16 protein-coding genes are annotated in these 19549 nt (G+C 63.1%); 7 read left to right on the top strand and 9 right to left on the bottom strand.

The window, feature by feature from the left end:
• From AC54AF_RS24795 to AC54AF_RS24805, 3 genes are all read right to left on the bottom strand, one after another.
• Nucleotides 1-1228: methyl-accepting chemotaxis protein (locus AC54AF_RS24795; RefSeq protein ID WP_496638692.1), on the bottom strand; the 1228-nt coding region annotated here is incomplete at its 3' end.
• A 228-nt stretch (nt 1229-1456) separates the two neighbouring features.
• The gene (locus AC54AF_RS24800; protein ID WP_034784183.1) at nt 1457-1948 is read right to left on the bottom strand and encodes a chemotaxis protein CheW; all 492 of its coding nucleotides are present in this window, start codon (nt 1946-1948) and stop codon (nt 1457-1459) included.
• A 203-nt stretch (nt 1949-2151) separates the two neighbouring features.
• On the bottom strand, nt 2152-2688 hold the full coding sequence (locus tag AC54AF_RS24805) for an energy transducer TonB (protein ID WP_496638693.1): 537 nt from the start codon (nt 2686-2688) through the stop codon (nt 2152-2154).
• 176 nt (nt 2689-2864) lie between these two features.
• Between AC54AF_RS24805 and AC54AF_RS24810 the strand changes: the two genes are divergently transcribed.
• From AC54AF_RS24810 to AC54AF_RS24825, 4 genes are all read left to right on the top strand, one after another.
• Nucleotides 2865-3515 (top strand): HD domain-containing protein, encoded by a 651-nt coding sequence (locus tag AC54AF_RS24810; RefSeq protein WP_496638694.1) that lies wholly within the window; start codon nt 2865-2867, stop codon nt 3513-3515.
• A gap of 155 nt (nt 3516-3670) precedes the next feature.
• Complete coding sequence (locus tag AC54AF_RS24815; protein WP_496638695.1) at nt 3671-4954, top strand: TCR/Tet family MFS transporter; 1284 nt, start codon at nt 3671-3673, stop codon at nt 4952-4954.
• 100 nt (nt 4955-5054) lie between these two features.
• Nucleotides 5055-5876: a substrate-binding periplasmic protein gene (locus AC54AF_RS24820; RefSeq protein WP_496638696.1), complete on the top strand. Its 822-nt coding sequence runs from the start codon at nt 5055-5057 to the stop codon at nt 5874-5876.
• 10 nt (nt 5877-5886) lie between these two features.
• Nucleotides 5887-6744: an EamA family transporter gene (locus AC54AF_RS24825; RefSeq protein ID WP_496638697.1), complete on the top strand. Its 858-nt coding sequence runs from the start codon at nt 5887-5889 to the stop codon at nt 6742-6744.
• Between the two features lie 41 nt (nt 6745-6785).
• Here the strand turns inward: AC54AF_RS24825 and AC54AF_RS24830 are convergent, their stop codons facing one another.
• Nucleotides 6786-8657 (bottom strand): CocE/NonD family hydrolase, encoded by a 1872-nt coding sequence (locus AC54AF_RS24830; protein ID WP_496638698.1) that lies wholly within the window; start codon nt 8655-8657, stop codon nt 6786-6788.
• 388 nt (nt 8658-9045) lie between these two features.
• Here AC54AF_RS24830 and trpS point away from each other — a divergent pair, with 388 nt between their 5' ends.
• The 3 genes from trpS (at nt 9046) to AC54AF_RS24845 (ending at nt 13109) form a co-directional block, all read left to right on the top strand.
• Complete coding sequence (trpS, locus tag AC54AF_RS24835; RefSeq protein WP_496638699.1) at nt 9046-10122, top strand: tryptophan--tRNA ligase; 1077 nt, start codon at nt 9046-9048, stop codon at nt 10120-10122.
• Nucleotides 10123-10241: 119 nt separating this feature from the next.
• Entirely contained in the window at nt 10242-11831 is a 1590-nt protein-coding gene (locus AC54AF_RS24840) for a pyridoxal-dependent decarboxylase (RefSeq protein ID WP_496638700.1), read from the top strand.
• Between the two features lie 36 nt (nt 11832-11867).
• Nucleotides 11868-13109 carry a voltage-gated chloride channel family protein gene (locus AC54AF_RS24845; protein ID WP_496638701.1) on the top strand — a complete coding sequence of 414 codons (1242 nt, stop codon included), beginning with the start codon at nt 11868-11870 and terminating at the stop codon, nt 13107-13109.
• Nucleotides 13110-13171: 62 nt separating this feature from the next.
• On the opposite strand, the gene AC54AF_RS24850 is transcribed toward AC54AF_RS24845, so the two are convergent.
• The 5 genes from AC54AF_RS24850 to AC54AF_RS24870 form a co-directional block, all read right to left on the bottom strand.
• On the bottom strand, nt 13172-14119 hold the full coding sequence (locus tag AC54AF_RS24850) for a cupin-like domain-containing protein (protein WP_496638702.1): 948 nt from the start codon (nt 14117-14119) through the stop codon (nt 13172-13174).
• A 208-nt stretch (nt 14120-14327) separates the two neighbouring features.
• On the bottom strand, nt 14328-15071 hold the full coding sequence (locus tag AC54AF_RS24855) for a DNA-binding protein (RefSeq protein ID WP_035818092.1): 744 nt from the start codon (nt 15069-15071) through the stop codon (nt 14328-14330).
• Between the two features lie 143 nt (nt 15072-15214).
• Complete coding sequence (locus tag AC54AF_RS24860) at nt 15215-15832, bottom strand: LON peptidase substrate-binding domain-containing protein (RefSeq protein ID WP_496638703.1); 618 nt, start codon at nt 15830-15832, stop codon at nt 15215-15217.
• 172 nt (nt 15833-16004) lie between these two features.
• Nucleotides 16005-17243, bottom strand: a complete 1239-nt coding sequence (locus AC54AF_RS24865; protein WP_496638704.1) for a DEAD/DEAH box helicase — start codon at nt 17241-17243, stop codon at nt 16005-16007.
• A gap of 119 nt (nt 17244-17362) precedes the next feature.
• Nucleotides 17363-19444, bottom strand: a complete 2082-nt coding sequence (locus tag AC54AF_RS24870; protein WP_496638705.1) for a TonB-dependent receptor plug domain-containing protein — start codon at nt 19442-19444, stop codon at nt 17363-17365.
• Nucleotides 19445-19549 lie beyond the last annotated feature (105 nt).

A 19549-nucleotide genomic window follows, 5' to 3' on the forward strand; every position in this document is an offset into this window, starting at 1 on the left:
CCGAAGCGGAACGCTGGGCCAGGTTGCGCACTTCGGACGCCACCACGGCAAAGCCGCGGCCTTGCTCGCCGGCACGGGCCGCTTCCACGGCTGCGTTCAAGGCCAGGATATTCGTCTGGAAGGCGATGCCATCGATCACGCTTATGATGTCGACGATCTTGTTCGACGAGGCATTGATCGATTCCATCGTGCCCACCACTTGCGCCACCACTTCGCCACCCTTGACGGCCACTTGCGCCGCCGAGGCCGCCAACTGGTTGGCCTGGCGCGCATTGTCCGCATTCTGTTTCACGGTGCTGGTCAATTCTTCCATCGACGAAGCTGTCTCTTCCAGGGAACCGGCCTGCTCTTCCGTACGGGAAGACAGGTCCTGGTTGCCGGCGGCAATTTGCGTCGACGACGTGGCGATGCTGTCCGTACCGCTGCGCACTTCGCCCACGATGTTGAGCAGGCTGGTGTTCATGTCTTTCAGGGCCAGCAGCAGTTGCCCGGTTTCATCCTTGGCGCTGGCGTCGATCTGCGCCGTCAAGTCGCCATCGGCCACCTTGCGGGCGATGTCCACGGCCGTGCGCAGGGGGCGCACGATGCCCATCGTCAAGACCCAGGCGCAGACGACGCCAAAAACCAGCGCCAGCGCGGCCAGCACCAGCATCAGGTTGCGGCTGGTATTGGCGACGGCGTCGATCTCGCGCGCCGTCTTGTCGATCGTGGCGCGCTGGTGTTCCAGCAAGTCCTGCACCATCTTCTGGTATTTCGCGGCGGCCGGCACGAATGTCTTTTCAAACACTTCGTTGGCGGCCTCAACCTGCGCTTCGCCCTTCAGCTTGTAGACCTGGTCGCGTGAGCCGATGTACACCTTGCGCTGTTCCAGCAAGCCGGCGAACATGGCTTTTTCGGCCGGTTTGTCGATCAGCGCCTCGATTTTCTTTTGCAGCTCCGCCGAGCTGGACGAAGAGACTTTCGATTCTTCGGCGAAATAGCCACTGAGCGACGTGTCGCTGCTGCGGGCAATGGCGATGGTGCGGCGCACGGCGCTGTCGATACGGCCATACCAGTCGGAAATATAGCGTTCCTTGGCCAGCGGTTGCTCCATCATGACGCGCGTGGCGCTGGCCACGTCGTGCAGGCGCCAGACGCTGATGCCCGTAATGAGCATGGAAAACAGCAAAATCACGGCAAACCCGAGTCCGAGGCGGACACCGATGCTGACGTTGCGTAATACATTCATGTGACTATCCTAAAGAGCCCTGATGCCATGGCTGGCAGTTTCGCGCTGCTGCGGGCTGGCTGCCATGGCGAAACGGGCGTAAAAAGTGAAACTGATGTGAAACTGGCGCACGGTTCAGCTGAACCGTGCGCCAGGAAAGGCGCTAGCGTGTACCTTGCAGAAAAACCATGCAATGCTTAGGGTCAATTGTTTCCGACAAACCCAGTCAAAATGACCGGCGGAAAGAACTTAAGCGGCCAGTTTTTCGATCAGTCCCATGTCGGCGCTGGACATCAGCTGGTCGATATCAACCAGAATCAGCATGCGCTCGTCGATGGTGCCCAGGCCGATCACGTATTCCGTGTTGATCGAACGGCCCATGTCCGGCGCCGGCTTGATCTGCTCGGGCATCAGGGTGGTGACGTCCGAGACGCGGTCGACGACCATGCCGACGACGCGGTTGCCGATATTGAGGATGATGACGACGGTAAACTGGTCATAGCTGGGCGTGCCCAGGTTGAACTTGATGCGCATGTCGACGATCGGCACGATGATGCCGCGCAGGTTGACCACGCCCTTGACGAACTCGGGAGCGTTGGCGATGCGGGTCGGCGTTTCATAGCTGCGGATTTCGCTGACTTTCTGGATGTCGATGCCATACTCTTCCTGGCCCAGGGTAAAAGCCAGGTATTCGGCAGCCTTGGCAACGGTTGCGCCAGTGTCGCTGGAAATGGTGCTCATGATGATCCTTTAGAAATGTCGCAGGGCGCGCCTGTCACCGACCTTGGACGCCCATATGGAATTTATTAAATAATGCACTGAAATTGCAATGCGGCAATGTTACCGCATGTAAATTTTCAGTGCACTAAAAAAGAGCATCGTTCTTTCTGCCGAACCGCGATTGCCTGACTTTGTCGCAAAAGTATCACGCCTGGCGCCAGCCGCTATTGTGCCGCCTTCTCCCCGCCATCCTCTGTCGACGGCAGGTTGAACGTCACGGTATACACAAAATCCATGGTGCAAGGCACGCCACCGCACAAACCCGGCTTGTAGCGCTGCTTGATGGCGGCAGCGGCGGCAAAGTTCGCCATCTTGTCATCCGGCGACTCGAAGATCGCCACTTCCTTGCCTTCCCCCTGGCTATTCACCTGCACCGCCAACACGAGCTTGCCACGCACTTGCAAGATGCGCTGCGCCGCGTACACCTCGCGCAAGAACGGCGCCAGCCCCTTGAGCGGATAGGGCGGCTCGTCTGTGGCCGGCATGCCCTCGTACTGGTCCCGTACGGCAAGCTTTTGCTCCTCGCTCAGTTGCGCATAACTGTAATTCAAGGGGATACCGGCTTTCACGCCCTTATGTTTAATGACAGTGCCTGTTTGCGCCCTGTCCTCTGTCAAGGTATAACGAGGAGTGTCCTGAGCCCAGGCGGCTGCGTGACCGCAGGCAACGAACAAACCGAATATCAGCCAATGGCGGTGCATGAGTATCCTTCGCAATGTGGAATAATTATTTTTTAAAAATATCTGATAGGCAATAAAACACCACGGCGCGCATTCTGCTCAGAAGTAAATAAAAAAGCAAGTGCATTACAGCAATGGATGGATGCGCGCGCGTTTTATGCCACACTGGCGGCCCCTGCTCTTTACGACTTTGAACCATGCACTCTTTGCTTTCTCAATGGCAACCACGTCTTCTCACGCTGGCCACGGCCGGCCTGGGCGATGACAGCGCCCACGACATCAACCATCTGCACCGCGTCTGGCGCAATGCCAGTGTCCTGCTGCAAGAGCATGCGCAGGCGGATGCCCTCACCGTGATGGCCGCCTGCTATCTGCACGACCTGGTCAACCTGCCGAAAAACCATCCCGAACGCCATCTGGCCTCGCGCCAGGCGGCAGCGCTGGCGTGCCGCCAGTTGGCGGAACTGGATTTCCCATCAGAAAAACTGGCCGGCGTGGCCCACGCCATCGAGACGCACAGTTTTTCCGCCAACTTGCCGCCGCACACGATCGAAGCGCAAATCGTGCAGGATGCCGACCGCATCGACGCGCTGGGCGCCGTGGGGCTGGCACGCCTGTTTTACACGGCCGCGCGCATGGAGAGCGCGCTGGCGCATGGCAGCGATCCGCTGGCCCAGCATCGCGAACTCGACGACAAGGCTTACGCGCTCGACCATATCGTCACCAAGCTCGACAAACTGCCCGGCAAGATGCAGACGGCGGCCGGCCGCGCCCTGGCCGAACAGCGGCTGGCCGTGCTGACGGATTTCCGTACCGCCTTTGCCGACGAATGGGGAATTGCGCACTGACATGGGTGGCGATAGCCAGCATGGCCCATGCTGTCTATAATGCAAGCCTCAGCTATCGCGCCGCGCGCCAGCAGGAACCTGCAACGCGCCGGCGCAACGCCAACAACTGACCCCGCCGGCCGCACGGCGGCGCGGGGTGCGCGCCGAAAGCATGCATGTCCGATAAAACCAGCCACGACAGCCATTCCCCGTCATCGCCCGCCGCGCCCGCGCGCGCCGGCAACCTCAATTTCATCCTCGTCTGCGTCTTCATCGACATGCTGGGCATCGGCCTGGTGGTGCCCGTGCTGCCCATCCTGATCGGCAACTTTGTCGACGGCAAGGATGCCCAGGCGTTCTGGTACGGCATCATGGCGGCCCTCTTCGGCTTGCTGCAATTCATCTTCATGCCCATGCTGGGCGCCATCAGCGACCGCGTGGGACGCCGTCCCGTGCTGCTGTACTCGATGGCCGGCATGGGTATCAACTTTCTCGCCACGGGCTGGGCGCCGAACCTGGCCTGCCTGTTCATCGGCAGGGTCATCGGCGGTGTGTCGTCGGCCAGCATGTCCGTCGCGTCCGCCTACGCCTCCGACGTGTCCACGCCGGACAACCGCGCCAAGAGCTTCGGCAAGATCGGCGCCGCCTTCGGCCTCGGTTTCATTTGCGGCCCCATGCTGGGCGGCCTGCTGGGCGAGATCAATCTGCGCCTGCCGTTTTACGTGGCGGCGGGCCTGTCGGCGGCCAATTTCATCTACGGCTACTTCTTTGTGCCCGAGTCGCTGCAGCCGGGTCCGCGCACGCCCTTCACCCTGGCGCGCATCAATCCGTTTGGCGCCCTGCTGAAACTGGTGCGCCGCGTGGAAATCCGCGGCCTGGTGCTGGCCTTCGGCCTGATGACGTTTGCGCAAATGATGCTCAACACCACCTGGGTGCTGTACACGCATTTCCGCTTCGACTGGACGCCGCGCCAGAACGGCATCGCCCTGTTCTGCGTGGGCCTGTGCGCGGCCGTCGTGCAGGCGGGCTTGCTGGGCATGCTCATCAAGCGGTTTGGCGAAGTGCGTCTGTCCTTGCTGGGCATGGCTTCGGGCGCCCTTACCTATGTGCTGTATGGCCTGGCGACGCAGGGCTGGATGATGTATGCGCTGATCCTGTGCAACCTGCTGGCCTTCGCCGCCGGACCGGCACTGCAAGGCATCATCTCGAAGTCATCCAACGCCAGCGAGCAGGGAGAACTGATGGGCTCCCTGCAATCGATCAGCAGCCTGGGCATCATCATGATGCCTTTGCTCGGCAGCATGATCCTCGGCGAAGTGAGCCACTTGCCGCCGCAGGACTGGCGCATCGGCAGCACTTTCTACCTGTGCGCCATCATGCAAATGTTGGCCATCCTGGTGGCCTGGCGCTACTTCAAGGCGCAACGCCAGGCAAGACTTATGGTTTCCACCACAAAGTAGTCGGCAGGATAATATTGTATTTGGGAAATAAATAGGCGAGAATGGGATAATCAAGCGGACGTTGCCGACGCCCGCGATTCGATGGTAAGCAAGGATGGGTATGACTGACTTTTATTCCAGCGCCTGGCGCCGAGGCGTCGCCATGCTGGCGCTGGCGTTGCCGTCGCTGGCGGGCGCGCAATGCTCGCGCGACATCCAGGTGCCCATCTCGGCCATCGGCGCCAGCGTGGTGGTGAATGGCGCCACGATCGGTGGCATCTATCCCGACTTGCTGCGCAGCATGGGCGCCAAGCTCGGCTGCAATTTCATCTTCACGGCCGTGCCCCGCGCCCGTCTGGAAGCGATGTTCGAGGCCGGCAAGGCCGACTTGCTGATCCCCGCCAGCAGCACCTTGCGGCGCGACCAGCATGGCCTGTTCATCCCCATGCTGGGCAGCCGCCCCCTGCTGATCTCGCTACAGGGCGCGCGCGCGCCCATCAACACCATGCAGGAATTGATCGAGCGGCGCGAATTGCGCGTGGCGCTCGTGCGCGGCTACGACTATGGCGCACCGTACCAGGCGCTGGCGAAGGAGCTGAGCAGCCAGGGACGCCTGTTCTACGAAGTCGACGCGCTCTCCGTGGCGCGCCTGATGCAAAGCGGCTTCATCGATGCCACCATCATGGCGCCCACCATCCTGGCCGGCGTGGCGCAAAACGATGCGCGCGTGTACGGCCTGGCTGACCGCTTGCGCCTGGAAGCACTGCCGGAATTGCCGTGGGGGATGAGCGGCGTCTACCTGTCGCGCAAGTCGCTGACGGCGGAAGACCAGGCCACCTTGCGCGAACTGCTGGACAAGGCGGGCCGCTCGGGTTCCCTGATGGAGAGTTTCCAGCGCCATCACCGCCAGGAATTGCTGTCGCTCAGCATACGTCCGCGCTAAGGGCATTCGCATGTCCGGTCTGGTCGTCGCCGTCGTCCTGTTTGCCGCCCTGCTGCACGCCAGCTGGAACGCCATCGTCAAGTCGGGCAAGGATACCTTTCTCACGACCGTGCTGGTGTCCGTCGGCGCGGCCCTGATTTCGCTGGCCGTCTTGCCCTTTGTTCACGCGCCCGCCCCCGCCAGCTGGCCCTACATGGCCGCCTCGGCCGTAGCCCAGCTCGCCTATTATTCGCTGCTGGCGGCCGCCTACAAGGCGGGCGACATGAGCCATGCCTACCCCCTGATGCGCGGCAGCGCGCCGCTCCTCGTGGCGCTGGCCAGCTGGCCGCTGATCGGCGAACGCCTGTCTGCCATGCAGATGGGTGCCGTCGCCTGCATCTGCGCCGGCATCTTCGGCCTGTATTTCGCCGCGCGCCGGCCCGCCATGGCCGGTACCGCGAAAAGCACGGGACGCGCCACCGCCTTTGCGCTGGGCAACGCCTGCGTCATCTCCAGCTATACCCTGATCGACGGCATCGGCGTGCGCCTGTCCGGCGCGCCGGCCGCCTACACGATGTGGATTTTTGTCTTGAACGGCAGCGGATTGCTGCTGTGGACGACGTTGCGCCGCCCCGCCGACCTGCTGGCGTATGCGCAAACGCAATGGCATCTGGCCGCGTTTGGCGGTTTTGGCACCCTCGCTTCGTACGGGCTGGCCCTGTGGGCCATGACGCAGGCGCCCGTGGCCGCCATCGCGGCCCTGCGCGAAACGTCGATTTTGTTCGCCATCGCCATCGCGGCCCTGTTCCTGCGCGAGCAAATCAGCCCCCGCCGCTACCTGGCCATCGGCCTGATCGCGGCGGGGGCAGTGCTCATGCGGGTCGGCTAAATGCCGGCACGCATGAGCACTGAACCTCCTGTTCGCGCCGGCTAGCGCGCGTCGAGCGGCGCTATCGGCAACTCGATCGCGCTGGCCGCCCCTGCCGCATGATACACGCGCTGCGTGGCCTTTTTATAATCGCCTGGCTGGGCCAGGAAGATATTCGGCACGAAGGTTTGCGGGTTGCGGTCGTACAGGGGGAACCAGCTCGACTGGATTTGCACGGCGATGCGGTGGCCAGGCAGGAAGACGTGGTTGGCGTTCGGCAAGGCGAAACGGTAGCGCTCGACCTTGTCGGCAGGAATGGCAGTCGGATGTTCGAGGCTGTCCCGATAACGGCCGCGGAAAATATCCATCGCCACGCCCAGCTGGTAGCCGCCCATGGCCGGCTGCGACGGCACTTCGTCCGGATACACGTCGATCAGTTTCACCACCCAGTCGGCATCCGTGCCGCTGGTGGCGGCGAACAGGTTGACCATCGGCGCGCCGGCGATGCGCACGGCCGTCTTCAACGGTTCGGAAACATAGCTGAGCACGTCCGTGCGGTCGGTATAGCCGCGCTGGTCGCTGACCAGCCATGGCTTCCATTGGTCGCCATCGCTCAGGCGCACGGGACGCGCCACGAAGGGTACGGGTTTCGCGGGATCGGCCACGTATTCATCGAACGCGCCGCTGGCAGAGTCTGACGCCGCTTGCGCTGGCGCAAAGCCCAGCTTGTAACCATCCTGCAGGTAGATCGGCGTCAGCTTGGTGTCGCAGGTCTCGCAAGCCAGCGGCCACTGCTGCAGGCGCTGCCACTGGTTCGTGCCGCTCTGGTAAGACGTCACTGGCGGCGTATTGGCCTCTGGTGCGCCATCCTTCAGGTATTGATTCAGGAATGGCTGCATGACTTTTTCACGGAACTGGCGCGCCGTGTCGCCGTCAAACTTCAGGGCGCCCAGGCTGGAACCGTCGTAGTTGACGCCGCTATGGCGCCACGGGCCAATGGCCAGGTAATTGAGGTTGTTGCGCGTGTCGCGCCCCTCCATTGCCCAGTAGGTGGCGTAGGGGCCATAGATGTCTTCCTGGTCCCACTGCCCCACGACGTGCATGGTGGGCACGATCAGCTGGCGCTTGGCGAGGATCTTGTCGAGCGCTTGTTCCTGCCAGTAACTGTCGTAGGCCGGGTGTTCGAACAGCTTTTTCGTGTAGGTCAGCTTGTCGATGCCGAACTTTTTCGCGTAGTCGGCGGCCGAGCCGATGCGCAGATACGCGTCGTAATCGTCGTAGACGCCCGTCACAGGCGCGTCGCCGCTGCCGCGCACGCTTGTCTGCCACGCCAGGTAAGACAAGCTCGGCATGCGGAAGGCGCCATTATGGAACCAGTCGTCGCCGCGCCAGCCGTCGACCATGGCGCTCATGGGTATGGCCACCTTCAGGGCAGGATGCGGGTCGACCAGGGCCATCAGCACCGTATGTCCCTCGTAGGAAGAACCCAGCATGCCTACCTTGCCATTGCTTTCCGGAACATTCTTCGACAGCCAGTCGATCGTGTCCCACGCATCGGTGACGTTATCGACCTTGGTATGGTTCAGCGGGCCGCGCACGGGACGCGTCATCACGTAATCGCCTTCCGAACCATGCTTGCCGCGCACGTCCTGGAACACGCGGATGTAGCCGTTTTCCACCAGGGTATCGTCCCCCTGCGGCAAGGTGGCCAGCATGCTGGGGCTGGCTGCGCGCTGGGCCCGGCGGGCCGCATTGTAGGGCGTGCGCGTGAGCATGATGGGCGCTTTTTGGGCGCCTTTCGGCACGACGATCACCGTGTACAGCTTGACGCCGTCACGCATGGGGATCATCACCACGCGCTTGACGTAGTCATTCATGTCAGGCATCACCAGCCTGGCGCCGATATCGGGCGTCATCGGCGGCGTTTGCGCCATCGCGGGTGTCATAAACAGTGAACTGATAACAAGGGCCAGACCGGTGAGCCGGACGGGGGACGACGCGCGCATACTGTTCTCCAATGATTCATGCCACGCAAAAGTGGCCGAACAGCAATAGTACCCGGAAAGCAAGTTTTGCAGTAGGCCAGCCTCTGACGCAGCGCAGCAGATATATCGGCACGCAACTTGACAGAACGCGCACGAACTGCAACCATAACGCCATGAAATTTATCCCGTCACAACACGCCTGCCTGAATTGGTGGTCCCGCTCACTTTCGCGCGGCCACTGCATAGTGATGTGAACTTGATCCACGCCGCCTCGATCGGTGGCGTAACAGGCTCAGCCTGGATCATCCCCGATGCAGGCGGCTCAAAAGGAAACTTGATGAGCTTGCCTAACACCCCAGATACCCAAGACCAGAATGACGCACCGGCAGCACCGCTGTCGGCCGCTGCCATCGCTTCGCAATCCGTGATCCTGACGGGCGACCGCCCGACCGGCCCCTTGCACCTGGGCCACTTCGTGGGCAGCCTGCGCGACCGCGTCCGCTACCAGAACAGCTACAAGCAATTCATCATGCTGGCCGACGCACAAGCGCTGACGGACAATATGGACGACATCGACAAGGTGCACCGCAACGTCGTCGAAGTGGCGCTCGATTACCTGGCCGTCGGCATCGACCCGACGAAAACCACGGTATTCATCCAGTCGCAAATCCCGGAACTGGCCGAGCTGACCTTTTACTACCTGAACATCGTTACCGTGGCGCGCCTCGAGCGCAACCCCACCGTCAAGGAAGAAATCCGCCTGCGCGGCTTCGAGCGCGACATCCCGGCCGGCTTCCTGACCTACCCTGCCAGCCAGGCGGCCGACATCACGGCCTTCAAGGCGGGCGTGGTGCCCGTGGGCGAAGACCAGATCCCGATGATCGAGCAAACGAATGAAATCGTGCGCCGCTTCAACCGCATGTACAACCGCGAAGTGCTGATGGAATGCAAGGCGCTGGTGCCGGACATCGGCCGCCTGCCCGGCATCGACGGCAAGGCGAAGATGAGCAAGTCGCTGGGCAACACCATCAACCTGGGCGCCACGCCTGCCGAAATCACGGCCGCCGTGAAAAAAGTCTACACCGACCCGCTGCACCTGCGCGTGGAAGACCCGGGCCACCTGGAAGGCAACATCGCGTTTACCTACCTCGACGCGTTTGACCCGGAAAAAGCGGCCCTGGCCGACATGAAAGCCCATTACGTGCGCGGCGGCCTGGGCGACAGCATCGTCAAGAAGCGCCTGGACCTGGTCTTGCAGGAAATGCTGGCGCCGATCCGCGCCCGCCGCGAAGAATTCGCCAAGGACAAGGGGCAGGTCATCCAGATGCTCAAGGAAGGCACGTTCCGCGCACGCGAAGTGGCGGCCCGCACGACCGATGAAGTCAAGTCGGCGCTGGGCCTCAATTACTTCTGACAGCAGATCGTAATAGCAAACTGATGCGCCCAGGCGGAGTCGGGTAAAATCCCGCTTTCGCCTGGGCGCAATTCGTTTGTCACCGTGGCACCAGCAATCCGTAGAGAAGACACCGCGCCATGACCGATACCCCTATCGAACAACTGCTGCTGCAGCATTTTTCCATCGATGCGCTGCAACGCTCGCCCGCGCCCCTGCAGCAGGCGCTGCGCATGCTGGGCGGCTGGCTGGCCGCCGAACGCGACACGCCCTATCCGCACACGCCGTATGCGCAATTGCTGACGCAACTGTCCGACACTTGCCTGCCCGCGCACGGCATGCCCGTGGCGGAGTTCCTGCAGGAACTCGACGCCACCGTGCTGGCCAATACGGCCCAGCTGAACCACCCGCAATACATCGGCCACATGACGCAGGCCCTGCCCTGGATCAGCGTGCTGGCGGAAGCGTTTACGGCCACCCTGAACCAGAACCAGGTCAAGATCGAGACGGCGTATGTCTCGACCCTGATCGAAAAGCAGATCCTCGGCTGGCTGCACCGCCAGGTCTACCAGCAGGCCGATAGCGTGTACACGCAGGCGATGGCCGCCACCAGCGGCGCACTGGGCAATGTCGTCAATGGCGGCACCATGGGCAACCTGACGGCGCTGGCCGTGGCGCTGGAGCAGCAGTTGCCCGGCACGCGCAAGCGGGGCCTGTTTGCCGCCATGCAAGAATCCGGCTACGCGGGGCTGGCCGTGATCGGCTCGGCCCGCAGCCATTACTCCGTGAAAAAGGCGCTGGCGACCCTGGGCCTCGGCGAAAACGCCTTGCAGCTGGTGGCCGTCGACCGCGACAACCGCATCGACGTCGCCGCGCTGGAAGCGACCATTGCCGACTTGAAGTCGCGCAAGATCAAGGTCGTCGCCATGATCGGCATCGCCGGCACAACGGAAACGGGCGCCATCGATCCGCTGGCCGCCATGGCGGCCATTGCCGCGCGCGAATCGATCTGGTTCCACGTCGATGCGGCCTGGGGCGGCGCCCTCTTGATCGCGGAACAGTACCGCGCGCTGTACGACGGCATTGCCCTGGCCGACTCCGTCGTCATCGACGGACATAAACTGCTGTGGGTGCCGATGGCGCAAAGCATGGTGCTGTTCAAGGATAGCGCCAGCCTGAACTTGCTGAAACACAACGCCAACTACATCTTGCGCGACAACTCGGGCGACCTGGGCCAGACGTCGCTGGAAGGTTCCCGCCGCTTCGACGCCTTGAAACTGTGGACCTCGTTCAAGGTACTCGGCGTGTCCGGCTACACGACCTTGCTGCAGCAGGCGGCCACCCTGTCCGGCCAGTTGCAGGACTTGCTGGCCGACCAGCAGGATTTCGAACTCGTCACGCGCTCGGACACCTTCATTCTGACTTACCGCTACGTGCCCGCGCACTTGCGCCAGCGCATGGAAAGCTTGCTGGCCAGCGGGCAGCTGGACGCGGCGACGGCACTGAACACGCAACTCAATACGCTCAACGCCAAGCTGCAAAACCGGCAAAAGGCGCAAGGCCACAGCTTTGTCTCGCGCACGGTGCTGGAATCGACGCGCTACCCCGGCCCGACCAATGTGTTGCGCGTAGTCATGACGAATGTCAGGACGCGCCCCCACCACCTGCGCGCCATCCTGGCCGAGCAGCGCGCCATCGGCCTGGCGCTGGTGGCGGAACTTGGCCTGTAAGGAAGCACCCACCCATCAGCCTTGACTGGATGCACGATGCAACGCCTGAGCGCCCTCGCCGATCTGTTAAAGCATTTGTTGAAATGGCTGCTGCTCGCGGCCATCGTGGCCGCGCTGGCAGGGTCGGCCTCGGCCGGCTTCCTGTTCACCCTCGACTGGGCCACGCGCACGCGCCTGGCGCACGCCTGGCTGATCTGGCTGCTGCCCGTGGCGGGCTTCGCCGTCGGCTGGCTGTATCTGCGCTACGGCAGCAGTGTCGAAGGCGGCGCGAACCTGCTCATCGATGAAATCCACGACCCGAAAAAGATCATCCCCTTGCGCATGGCGCCGCTGGTGCTGGGCGGCACCGTCCTCTCGCATTTGTTCGGCGCCTCTGTCGGGCGCGAAGGCACGGCCTTGCAGATGGGCGGCGCGCTGGCCGACCAGCTGACGCGCATGTTTCGTCTGAATAATGAAGACCGCCGCATCATTTTGATGGCCGGCATCAGCGCCGGCTTTGCCTCCGTCTTCGGCACGCCGCTGGCGGGCGCCATCTTCGGCCTGGAAGTGCTGGCCATCGGCCGCTTGCGCTACGAAGCCATGCTGCCCTGCCTGGCTGCTGCCGTCATCGCCGACCAAGTGGGGCTGTGGTGGGGTGTCCACCACACGCATTACGCCGTGCCTTTGATCCCCGCCATCTCCGTCTGGACTTTCTCCACCATGGTGATCGCGGGCGTGCTGTTCGGCGTGACGGGCAAAGTGTTTGCGCAAGCCACGCACGGCTTGAGCGGGCTGATGAAGCGCTGGATCGGCTATGCTCCCCTGCGCCCGCTGGCCGGCGGCGTGATCATCGCGCTCGCCGTGTGGCTGATCGGCACGGATCGCTACATCGGCCTGGGCATCCCCACCATCGTCGACGCGCTGAAGGAACCGCTGCCCGCCTGGGATTTCCTCGGCAAGATGGCATTTACCATTGTTTCACTCGGCACCGGCTTCAAGGGCGGTGAAGTGACGCCCCTGTTCTTCATCGGCGCGACCCTGGGCAATGCGCTGGGGCCGCTGCTGCACCAGCCCGTCACCCTGCTGGCCGCCATCGGCTTCGTCGCCGTGTTTGCGGGCGCGGCCAACACGCCAATCGCCTCGACCCTGATGGCGATGGAACTGTTTGGCGCGGAGATCGGCGTGTACGCGGCCATCGCCTGCGTCGTCGCCTATCTGTTTTCCGGCCACGCGGGCATTTACCGGGCGCAACGCAGCGGGCATGCCAAGCGCGCCGCGCGCAAGGATGCAGACACCTGACACAGGATATCTACGACAACGACGCCTTCTTCAGTGCCTGCAGCCAGCTGCGGCGATACGCATTACGGCGCGTCCCGCCGCAGCGCCGCATCGCCATGCAAGGCCAGCGGCACGGCCCTGGCCCAGCGGTTCGAGGATAGCGAAAACGTCAGCGCCCGCACCTGGTGGTACCAGCCGGCGGGCACGTACAGCATGTCGCCCGGCTCGACGAGGCATTCGATCACGCTCGCCTGGCGCGCCAGGGGAAAGCGTTCGAAATCGGGCGCTTCCGGGTCGAAAGGCGAGCCGAACAGGATGGCATTCGCTTCGCTGGGATACAGGAAGACATCATGGTGCGGCGGCGATAACATGATGCGCTTGCGGCCCCACACTTGCGCGAAGATATTGTCGTCGTAATCGCAATGCAGTGGCGTCACCGTGCCGGCCGGCCCCACCCAGAAGCGCGGCGGACCCATCTTGTCGAAATACGTGGGCCAGTGGCACAGACGGTTCAATTCACGCAATTCCAGGTTGCCCAGGTAAGGTGGCAGCGCGTACTTGCCCTCTGCCACCAGGTCCAGATATTGCCCCATCGACATGTCCTGCATGGCGCGGCCGGCCGCGAATGCCGTGTTGATGTAGTCGCCCACCCGCGCGCGCACGGGCACGTGGCTGAACTGTTCGCGCAAGACTTCAGGCTCCATCTGGGACAAGGGCCAGCGCCGCACCAGCCCGCGCATCAGGAAGGGCAGGCCCTGCGCGGCGCGCGCGCGAAAGGAGGCCGCGTCCAGCATGGCCAGGCGCGGCACTTCGGTGATGGCGGGCAAGTCGCGCGCCGCCTGCTTGATGGCCTCGCGCATGGCGTCGATGGAGGTGACGCCGCGTACCTGCGCATCCTTGTCTTCGCGCGCCAGCTTGCGCGCCAAGGCCGCTTCAGGCGAACTGAATTCAGCCGGCGGCCGGGGCGGCAAGGCGCGCGGCGCGATGGGGACGGCCGCAAGCTCGGGCGGCACTTCTTTTTCTACGAACATAAACCTTCTTTGCGATCAGGGCGGCATGGCGCGACAGTGGCCATTTTAAGCCAGCAAGGCCCGTATGACCTATTCCCCCGACGCATCGACACCTGACAAAACCGTCGCGAGCGGCAGTGATTTGTGGCTAAGAAGCGCAACCGCACTGAAGTGCGGTGAGCATCGCAGGCCGCAAAGCGCGACGCGCAGCAGGTTTGGTCAGGTGTCCTCAGACAGGCGTCTTGAAGATGGGATCGACGATGAACTGCTGCGCCTTGATGCGCAGGGTGCGCTCTTCGTCCAGCTCGGCACGCGTTTCGCCCAGCTCTTCGCGTTCCGCTTCCAGTTCCAGGCGGGCGGCGGCCAGTTCCGTTTCCACGCGCGTCAGGCTTTCCAGCTTCAGCTGGGCCTGGATCAGTTCGGCGCGCGCCGCTTCGGCGGCCTCTTCCAGACGGGGGATGCCTTCGAGCTTGAATTGCGCCTTGGCCAGGTCCATGCGGGCCTGCTCGGCCGCCTCTTCCAGGCGCGGCAAGCCTTCCAGGCGCAGTTGCGCCTTGGCCAGGTCCGTGCGGGCCTGATTGGCCACTTGCCGTTCGCGCTCGAGCTCCTCGCGCAAGGTTTCCAGCTCGCCCGCCTGCAAGTCGAGCAACTCTTGCTGGCGCTCGTTTTCGCTGGCCAGGTCCATCAATTCCTGTTGATTGTCGTTCATCTCGGCTTCATGCGCGCTGTGGCTGGCGCTTAATTCCTGTCCTACGTAATCGAGGATGGCTTGCTGCAGCACGGGCGACAGTTCGGCGGCGGCAGCGATCTGGCGTTGCGCACCGGCCTTGCGGCGCAGCAAGAGCTTGCTGATGGTGCCCAGGCAGGCGCCGTTGCCCAGCCGTTCGCGCAAGGCGCGCACCGTGATGGCCTGGCCTTCGCCCGCCATCGCTTCCATTGCCGCATTGATCTGTTCCGCGCTTACTTTTGCCATTGTCGTGTACTCTTGAATGTTGCTCAGGGCAATCTTGCCCAAGGGCATTATCTTATGCCAGCGGCGGCAAAGCGTAAAGTATTTCTCAATAGAAATTGCAATTGCACAACGCAAGCGTGAGAAGACATGCGGCTTCAGCTGATTTACTCTTCGAGTAAACCATGGTCAGTGAGCATATCTTGCACCAGTTCCAGTCGCAGCACGGGATTATCCTGGCTCAGCAGCAATTGCTTTTGCATGGCGCTCAGGGACAGCAGCTCGCACCAGCGGTTCGCCACCCAGCCGCACTCGTCGAGCCGGTACGGCGGCTGCAGGGGCATTTGTTCAGGGGGAATCCTTTGCTCCTGCAAGGTGCGGATCAGGGCGCCCAGCGCATCGGCCACGTTCTGCTGCTCTTGCGGAATGGGAATGGTTTTATCGGGCGGCAATGATTCAACCTGCGCCATCCACAAGCCATGCTTGAGCTGCTCGCTGGAAACGATGTGAAAGCGCTGCGTGCCCATGCACTTGATTTGCAGCAAGCCCGACAGGGGCGCGGCCCAGTCGATGACGCGCGCCAAGGTGCCCACGGGCGCCAGGATTTCGTGCTGGCCCGGCTTGCGCACTTCGGCGCCGTCCAGCAGTTGCACCACGCCGAACGGCTGCTCACCCATGATGCAGTGACGTATCATGTCCAGGTAGCGTACCTCGAAGATCTGCAGGGGCAGATAGCCATCGGGATACAGCACCGTATTGAGCGGGAACAAAGGTATCGAGGTCATAGCGCATGATGGCACGAATGGCATATCCGTGCTGCGCGCTTCTCCAAGCAAGAAACACTGAACAAAACCGTCGCGAGCGGCAGCGATTTGTGGCCAAGAAGCGCAACCGTGCTGGAGCACGGTGAGCATCGCAGACCGCAAAGCGCGACGCGCAGCAGGTTTGGTTCGGTGTTTATTTGTAAAAGCGCCTTTTCTTGGCCCGCTCCGCTGCTTTGGGCGCCAGCACCTTGACGGCCTTCTTCTGGATCGTGCCGCCGGCGGACGTGCCCGGCACGCGGTGCTCGGCCTCGAAGCCCGGTTCTTCGCCGCGTTTGAGGGTTTGCCGCGTCAGCGCTTCGACGGCCGACAGCAATTCCACCTCGTCGGCACAGACGAGGGAAATGGCCTCGCCCGAGGCGCCCGCGCGGCCCGTGCGGCCGATGCGGTGAATGTAATCTTCGGCCACGGTGGGCAAGTCGAAATTGACGACGACGGGCAACTGGTCGATATCGAGGCCACGGGCGGCCACGTCGGTGGCCACCAGCACCTGCACCTCGGCCGCCTTGAAGCGGGCCAGCGCACGCAGGCGGTTCGGCTGCGTCTTGTCGCCGTGAATCGAATCGGCGCGCACGCCCTGCTCCAGCAAGGTATTCACCAGCAGCTCGACACCCTTGCGCGTCTTGACGAAGACCAGGACCTGGCCCCAGCGCTTTTTCTTCAGCAGGTGCAAAAACAGTTCCGGCTTGCGTTTCTTGTCGCACACGATGACGGACTGTTTCACGGCCTTGACGGTGCTGTTGCGCGCGCTGACCTCCACCGAGACGGGGTCCTTCAACATGGTTTTCGCCATGGCGCGGATGGCGTCCGAGAAGGTGGCCGAGAATAGCAGGGTCTGGCGCTGCTCGGGCATGCTCATCAGCAATATATCGAGCTCGCGCTCGAAGCCCAGGTCCAGCATGCGGTCCGCCTCGTCCAGCACCAGGGTCTGCACCTGCTCGAACTTGACGGCGCCCTGCGTCTGCAAGTCCAGCAGGCGGCCCGGCGTGGCGACCAGCACGTCGAGACCCTTGCGCAGTTTGCTGATCTGCGGCTCGATGGGCACGCCGCCATACGCGACAAAACTGCGCAGCGGCAAGTTGCCGCCATAGCTGCGGAAGCTGGCATAGACTTGCTCGGCCAGTTCGCGCGTGGGCACGAGCACCAGCACGCGCACGCACTGGGGCGCCACCACGCCGTCCAAAGTCAGACGCTGCAGCAGCGGCACGGCAAAGCCCGCCGTCTTGCCCGTGCCCGTCTGGGCGGCGGCCATCAGGTCGCGCCCGGCCAGGACAAAGGGAATCGCTTGCGCCTGCACGGGCGTGGGCTTGGCATAGCCGAGCTCGTCAAGTTTGCGGACCAGGGGATCGATCAGGCCGAGGGAGGAAAACGTCATGGGAAAAGCAATCTTGGCAAATGAAAAGGCGGCGCGCACGGACGGGCCGCGCGCGCGATTGCCGAGATTATAGGCCAGCGGGGATGCCGGCCGGGGGGGGCAGCACGAAAACATCACGATCAGAACTTCATTTCCAGGGTCGCGCGCGCCTGCGGCGAACTCGGCGAAATGCTGTTGCGCTGTATCGTGCCGCTGGCGTCCGCATAGATGGTATCGCTTTCGAAGTCTTGCGCCAGCAAGTTCGACACGGCCAGGCGCAGCTGGTTCTTCGCATCAAATTTCCACAGCGCATAGATGTCGAGGTCGCGCCGCGGCGAGGTATACGCGCTCTGGCGCTCCGTGATGCGCACCGGGCCGCCGTTGCGGAAATTGAAGCTGCCGCCCGTCGTCAGCACGCCATCGGGCGTCTTGTAGTCGAGACCGAAGTTGCCGCTGACGGGCGTTTGCTGGTCGAGCCGGTTGTCCGGCCCCGGCACCTGCTCCACCTGCGACCAGTTGCGGCTGATGCTGGCGCGCAAGTCGATGGCCGGCACGGGCGCGGCCAGCACGGCACGCAGCGGGAACTTCGCTTCCAGTTCCAGTGTCTGCGTATTGGCGCGGCCATCGTTGACGGGCGTGGACACCCAGCGGTCATTGATGAACAGCAAGCCCTGGCGCGTGTAGCCATCGATGCGGCGGGCCGAGGCGCGCGCGCTGAGCAAGGCGCCTTCGGCCCAGTAGTGCTCGTACGAGGCGTCGATGCCCAGCGCCAGCTCCGGTTTCAGATACGGATTGCCTTCGCGGTCGGGATCCGTCTGGCTATTGTTGGTCGAGGTATTGCGGCGTGGAATCAGGCTCGACGTGGGTTGCGCCTTGTAGGTGCGGGTCAGGGCCAGACGCACCTGATCACCCTTGGTATCAGGCAACTTCCACAGGGTTTGCAGCAGCGGGCTCCACACGCTGGTGCGCTGATTCACTTCGCCGTAGGTATCGCCCGCGCTGCGCGTGTCGATGCCTTCCCAGCGCACGCCCGCATACATGGACCAGCGCGGCGTGATTTCCCAGTCGTCCTGCACAAACAGGGCCAGGCGCGAGATGGTGGCGTCGAAACCTTCGTCGCTGTTGACGGGCGGGCGTGCACCCAACGCGCCCAGGGCCGCTTCGCGCTGGCGGCGCGATTCCTCGCGCTCCGTGTAGGCGCCATCCCAGCCCATCGACAGGGCATGGCCGGGCAGCAAGGGCGTAGAATACTTGCCGGTCGAACTGACGCCGTTTTCCGTCGCCTTCACGCCCACCTTGCGCTCGAGCGCCAGGCCGCTGCCATCGAGAAAACCTTGCTGCAGGCTATCTGATGTATTGCGGGCGGCCGAGGCGCCAACTTTCAGTTCCAGCCTGGCGCCGCCAGCCAGCTTGTGCATCCACGTCAGGTCGCTGCGGCCGAAGGCATGGTGGTTGCTGGAGCTGCCCGTATTCGTGTCGTAGTCGGGGCGCACACCCTGCTCTGTTTCCGCGCGGCTGACATTGCGGTGATTCGAGCGTCCGCCATTGAAGAAGAACTGCGCCGTCACGTTGTCGCCGTTGGCCAATACCCAGTTCAGGCGCGGTGACAGATTGATGCCTTCCGGCCGACCATCGCCCGTGCCGTTCGTGCGGCGCAGCAGGTTTTGCCGGCCATCGGGCGCGTAGCCCAGTTCCAGCCCGGGATTGTCGTAATGGTAGTCGTAGCGGAACAGCGAGCCGGCCAGCGAATACGAGAAATTGCCGTCGCGGTCGGACAGTTGCACGTTGACGCTGGGCGAAAAGCTCACGTCGCTGCCCTGCACGCCCAGCTTGAGTTCGCGCTGCGCCGTTTTCACGGCCTTTTTCAGCACCACGTTGATGGTGCCGGCAATGGACTGCGTGCTGTATTCGGCGCTGGCCGCATGCAAAATCTCGATGCGTTCGATCACGTCGGGCGACAGGGTGTCGAGCGAGAAGCCGGCCGGCGCCCGTTCGCCGTTGAGCAGGATCTGCGTATAGCCGCTGCCCAGGCCGCGCATGCGGATTTCACCGCCCGAGCGCCCGGCCGCGCCGGACACGGTAATGCCGGGCAAGCGCTTGAGCACGTCGGTGACATTCGTGTCGCCATACTTGAGGATTTCTTCGCTACCCACGACCATCTTGCTGGCCGTATCGTCGCGGCGCGGGTCATAGCCGCTGCCCTTGACTTCGACCATTTGCATGGGCTTTTCTGCCTTCAGCGGCGCGGCGGCGGTCTCGACGGTGGCTGCTGCTTCGGATTGCTGGGCCTGGGCATTCCAGGCAAGTAAAACGGCGGAACAAACAAC

This window comes from Janthinobacterium sp. JF4, from assembly GCF_059617925.1.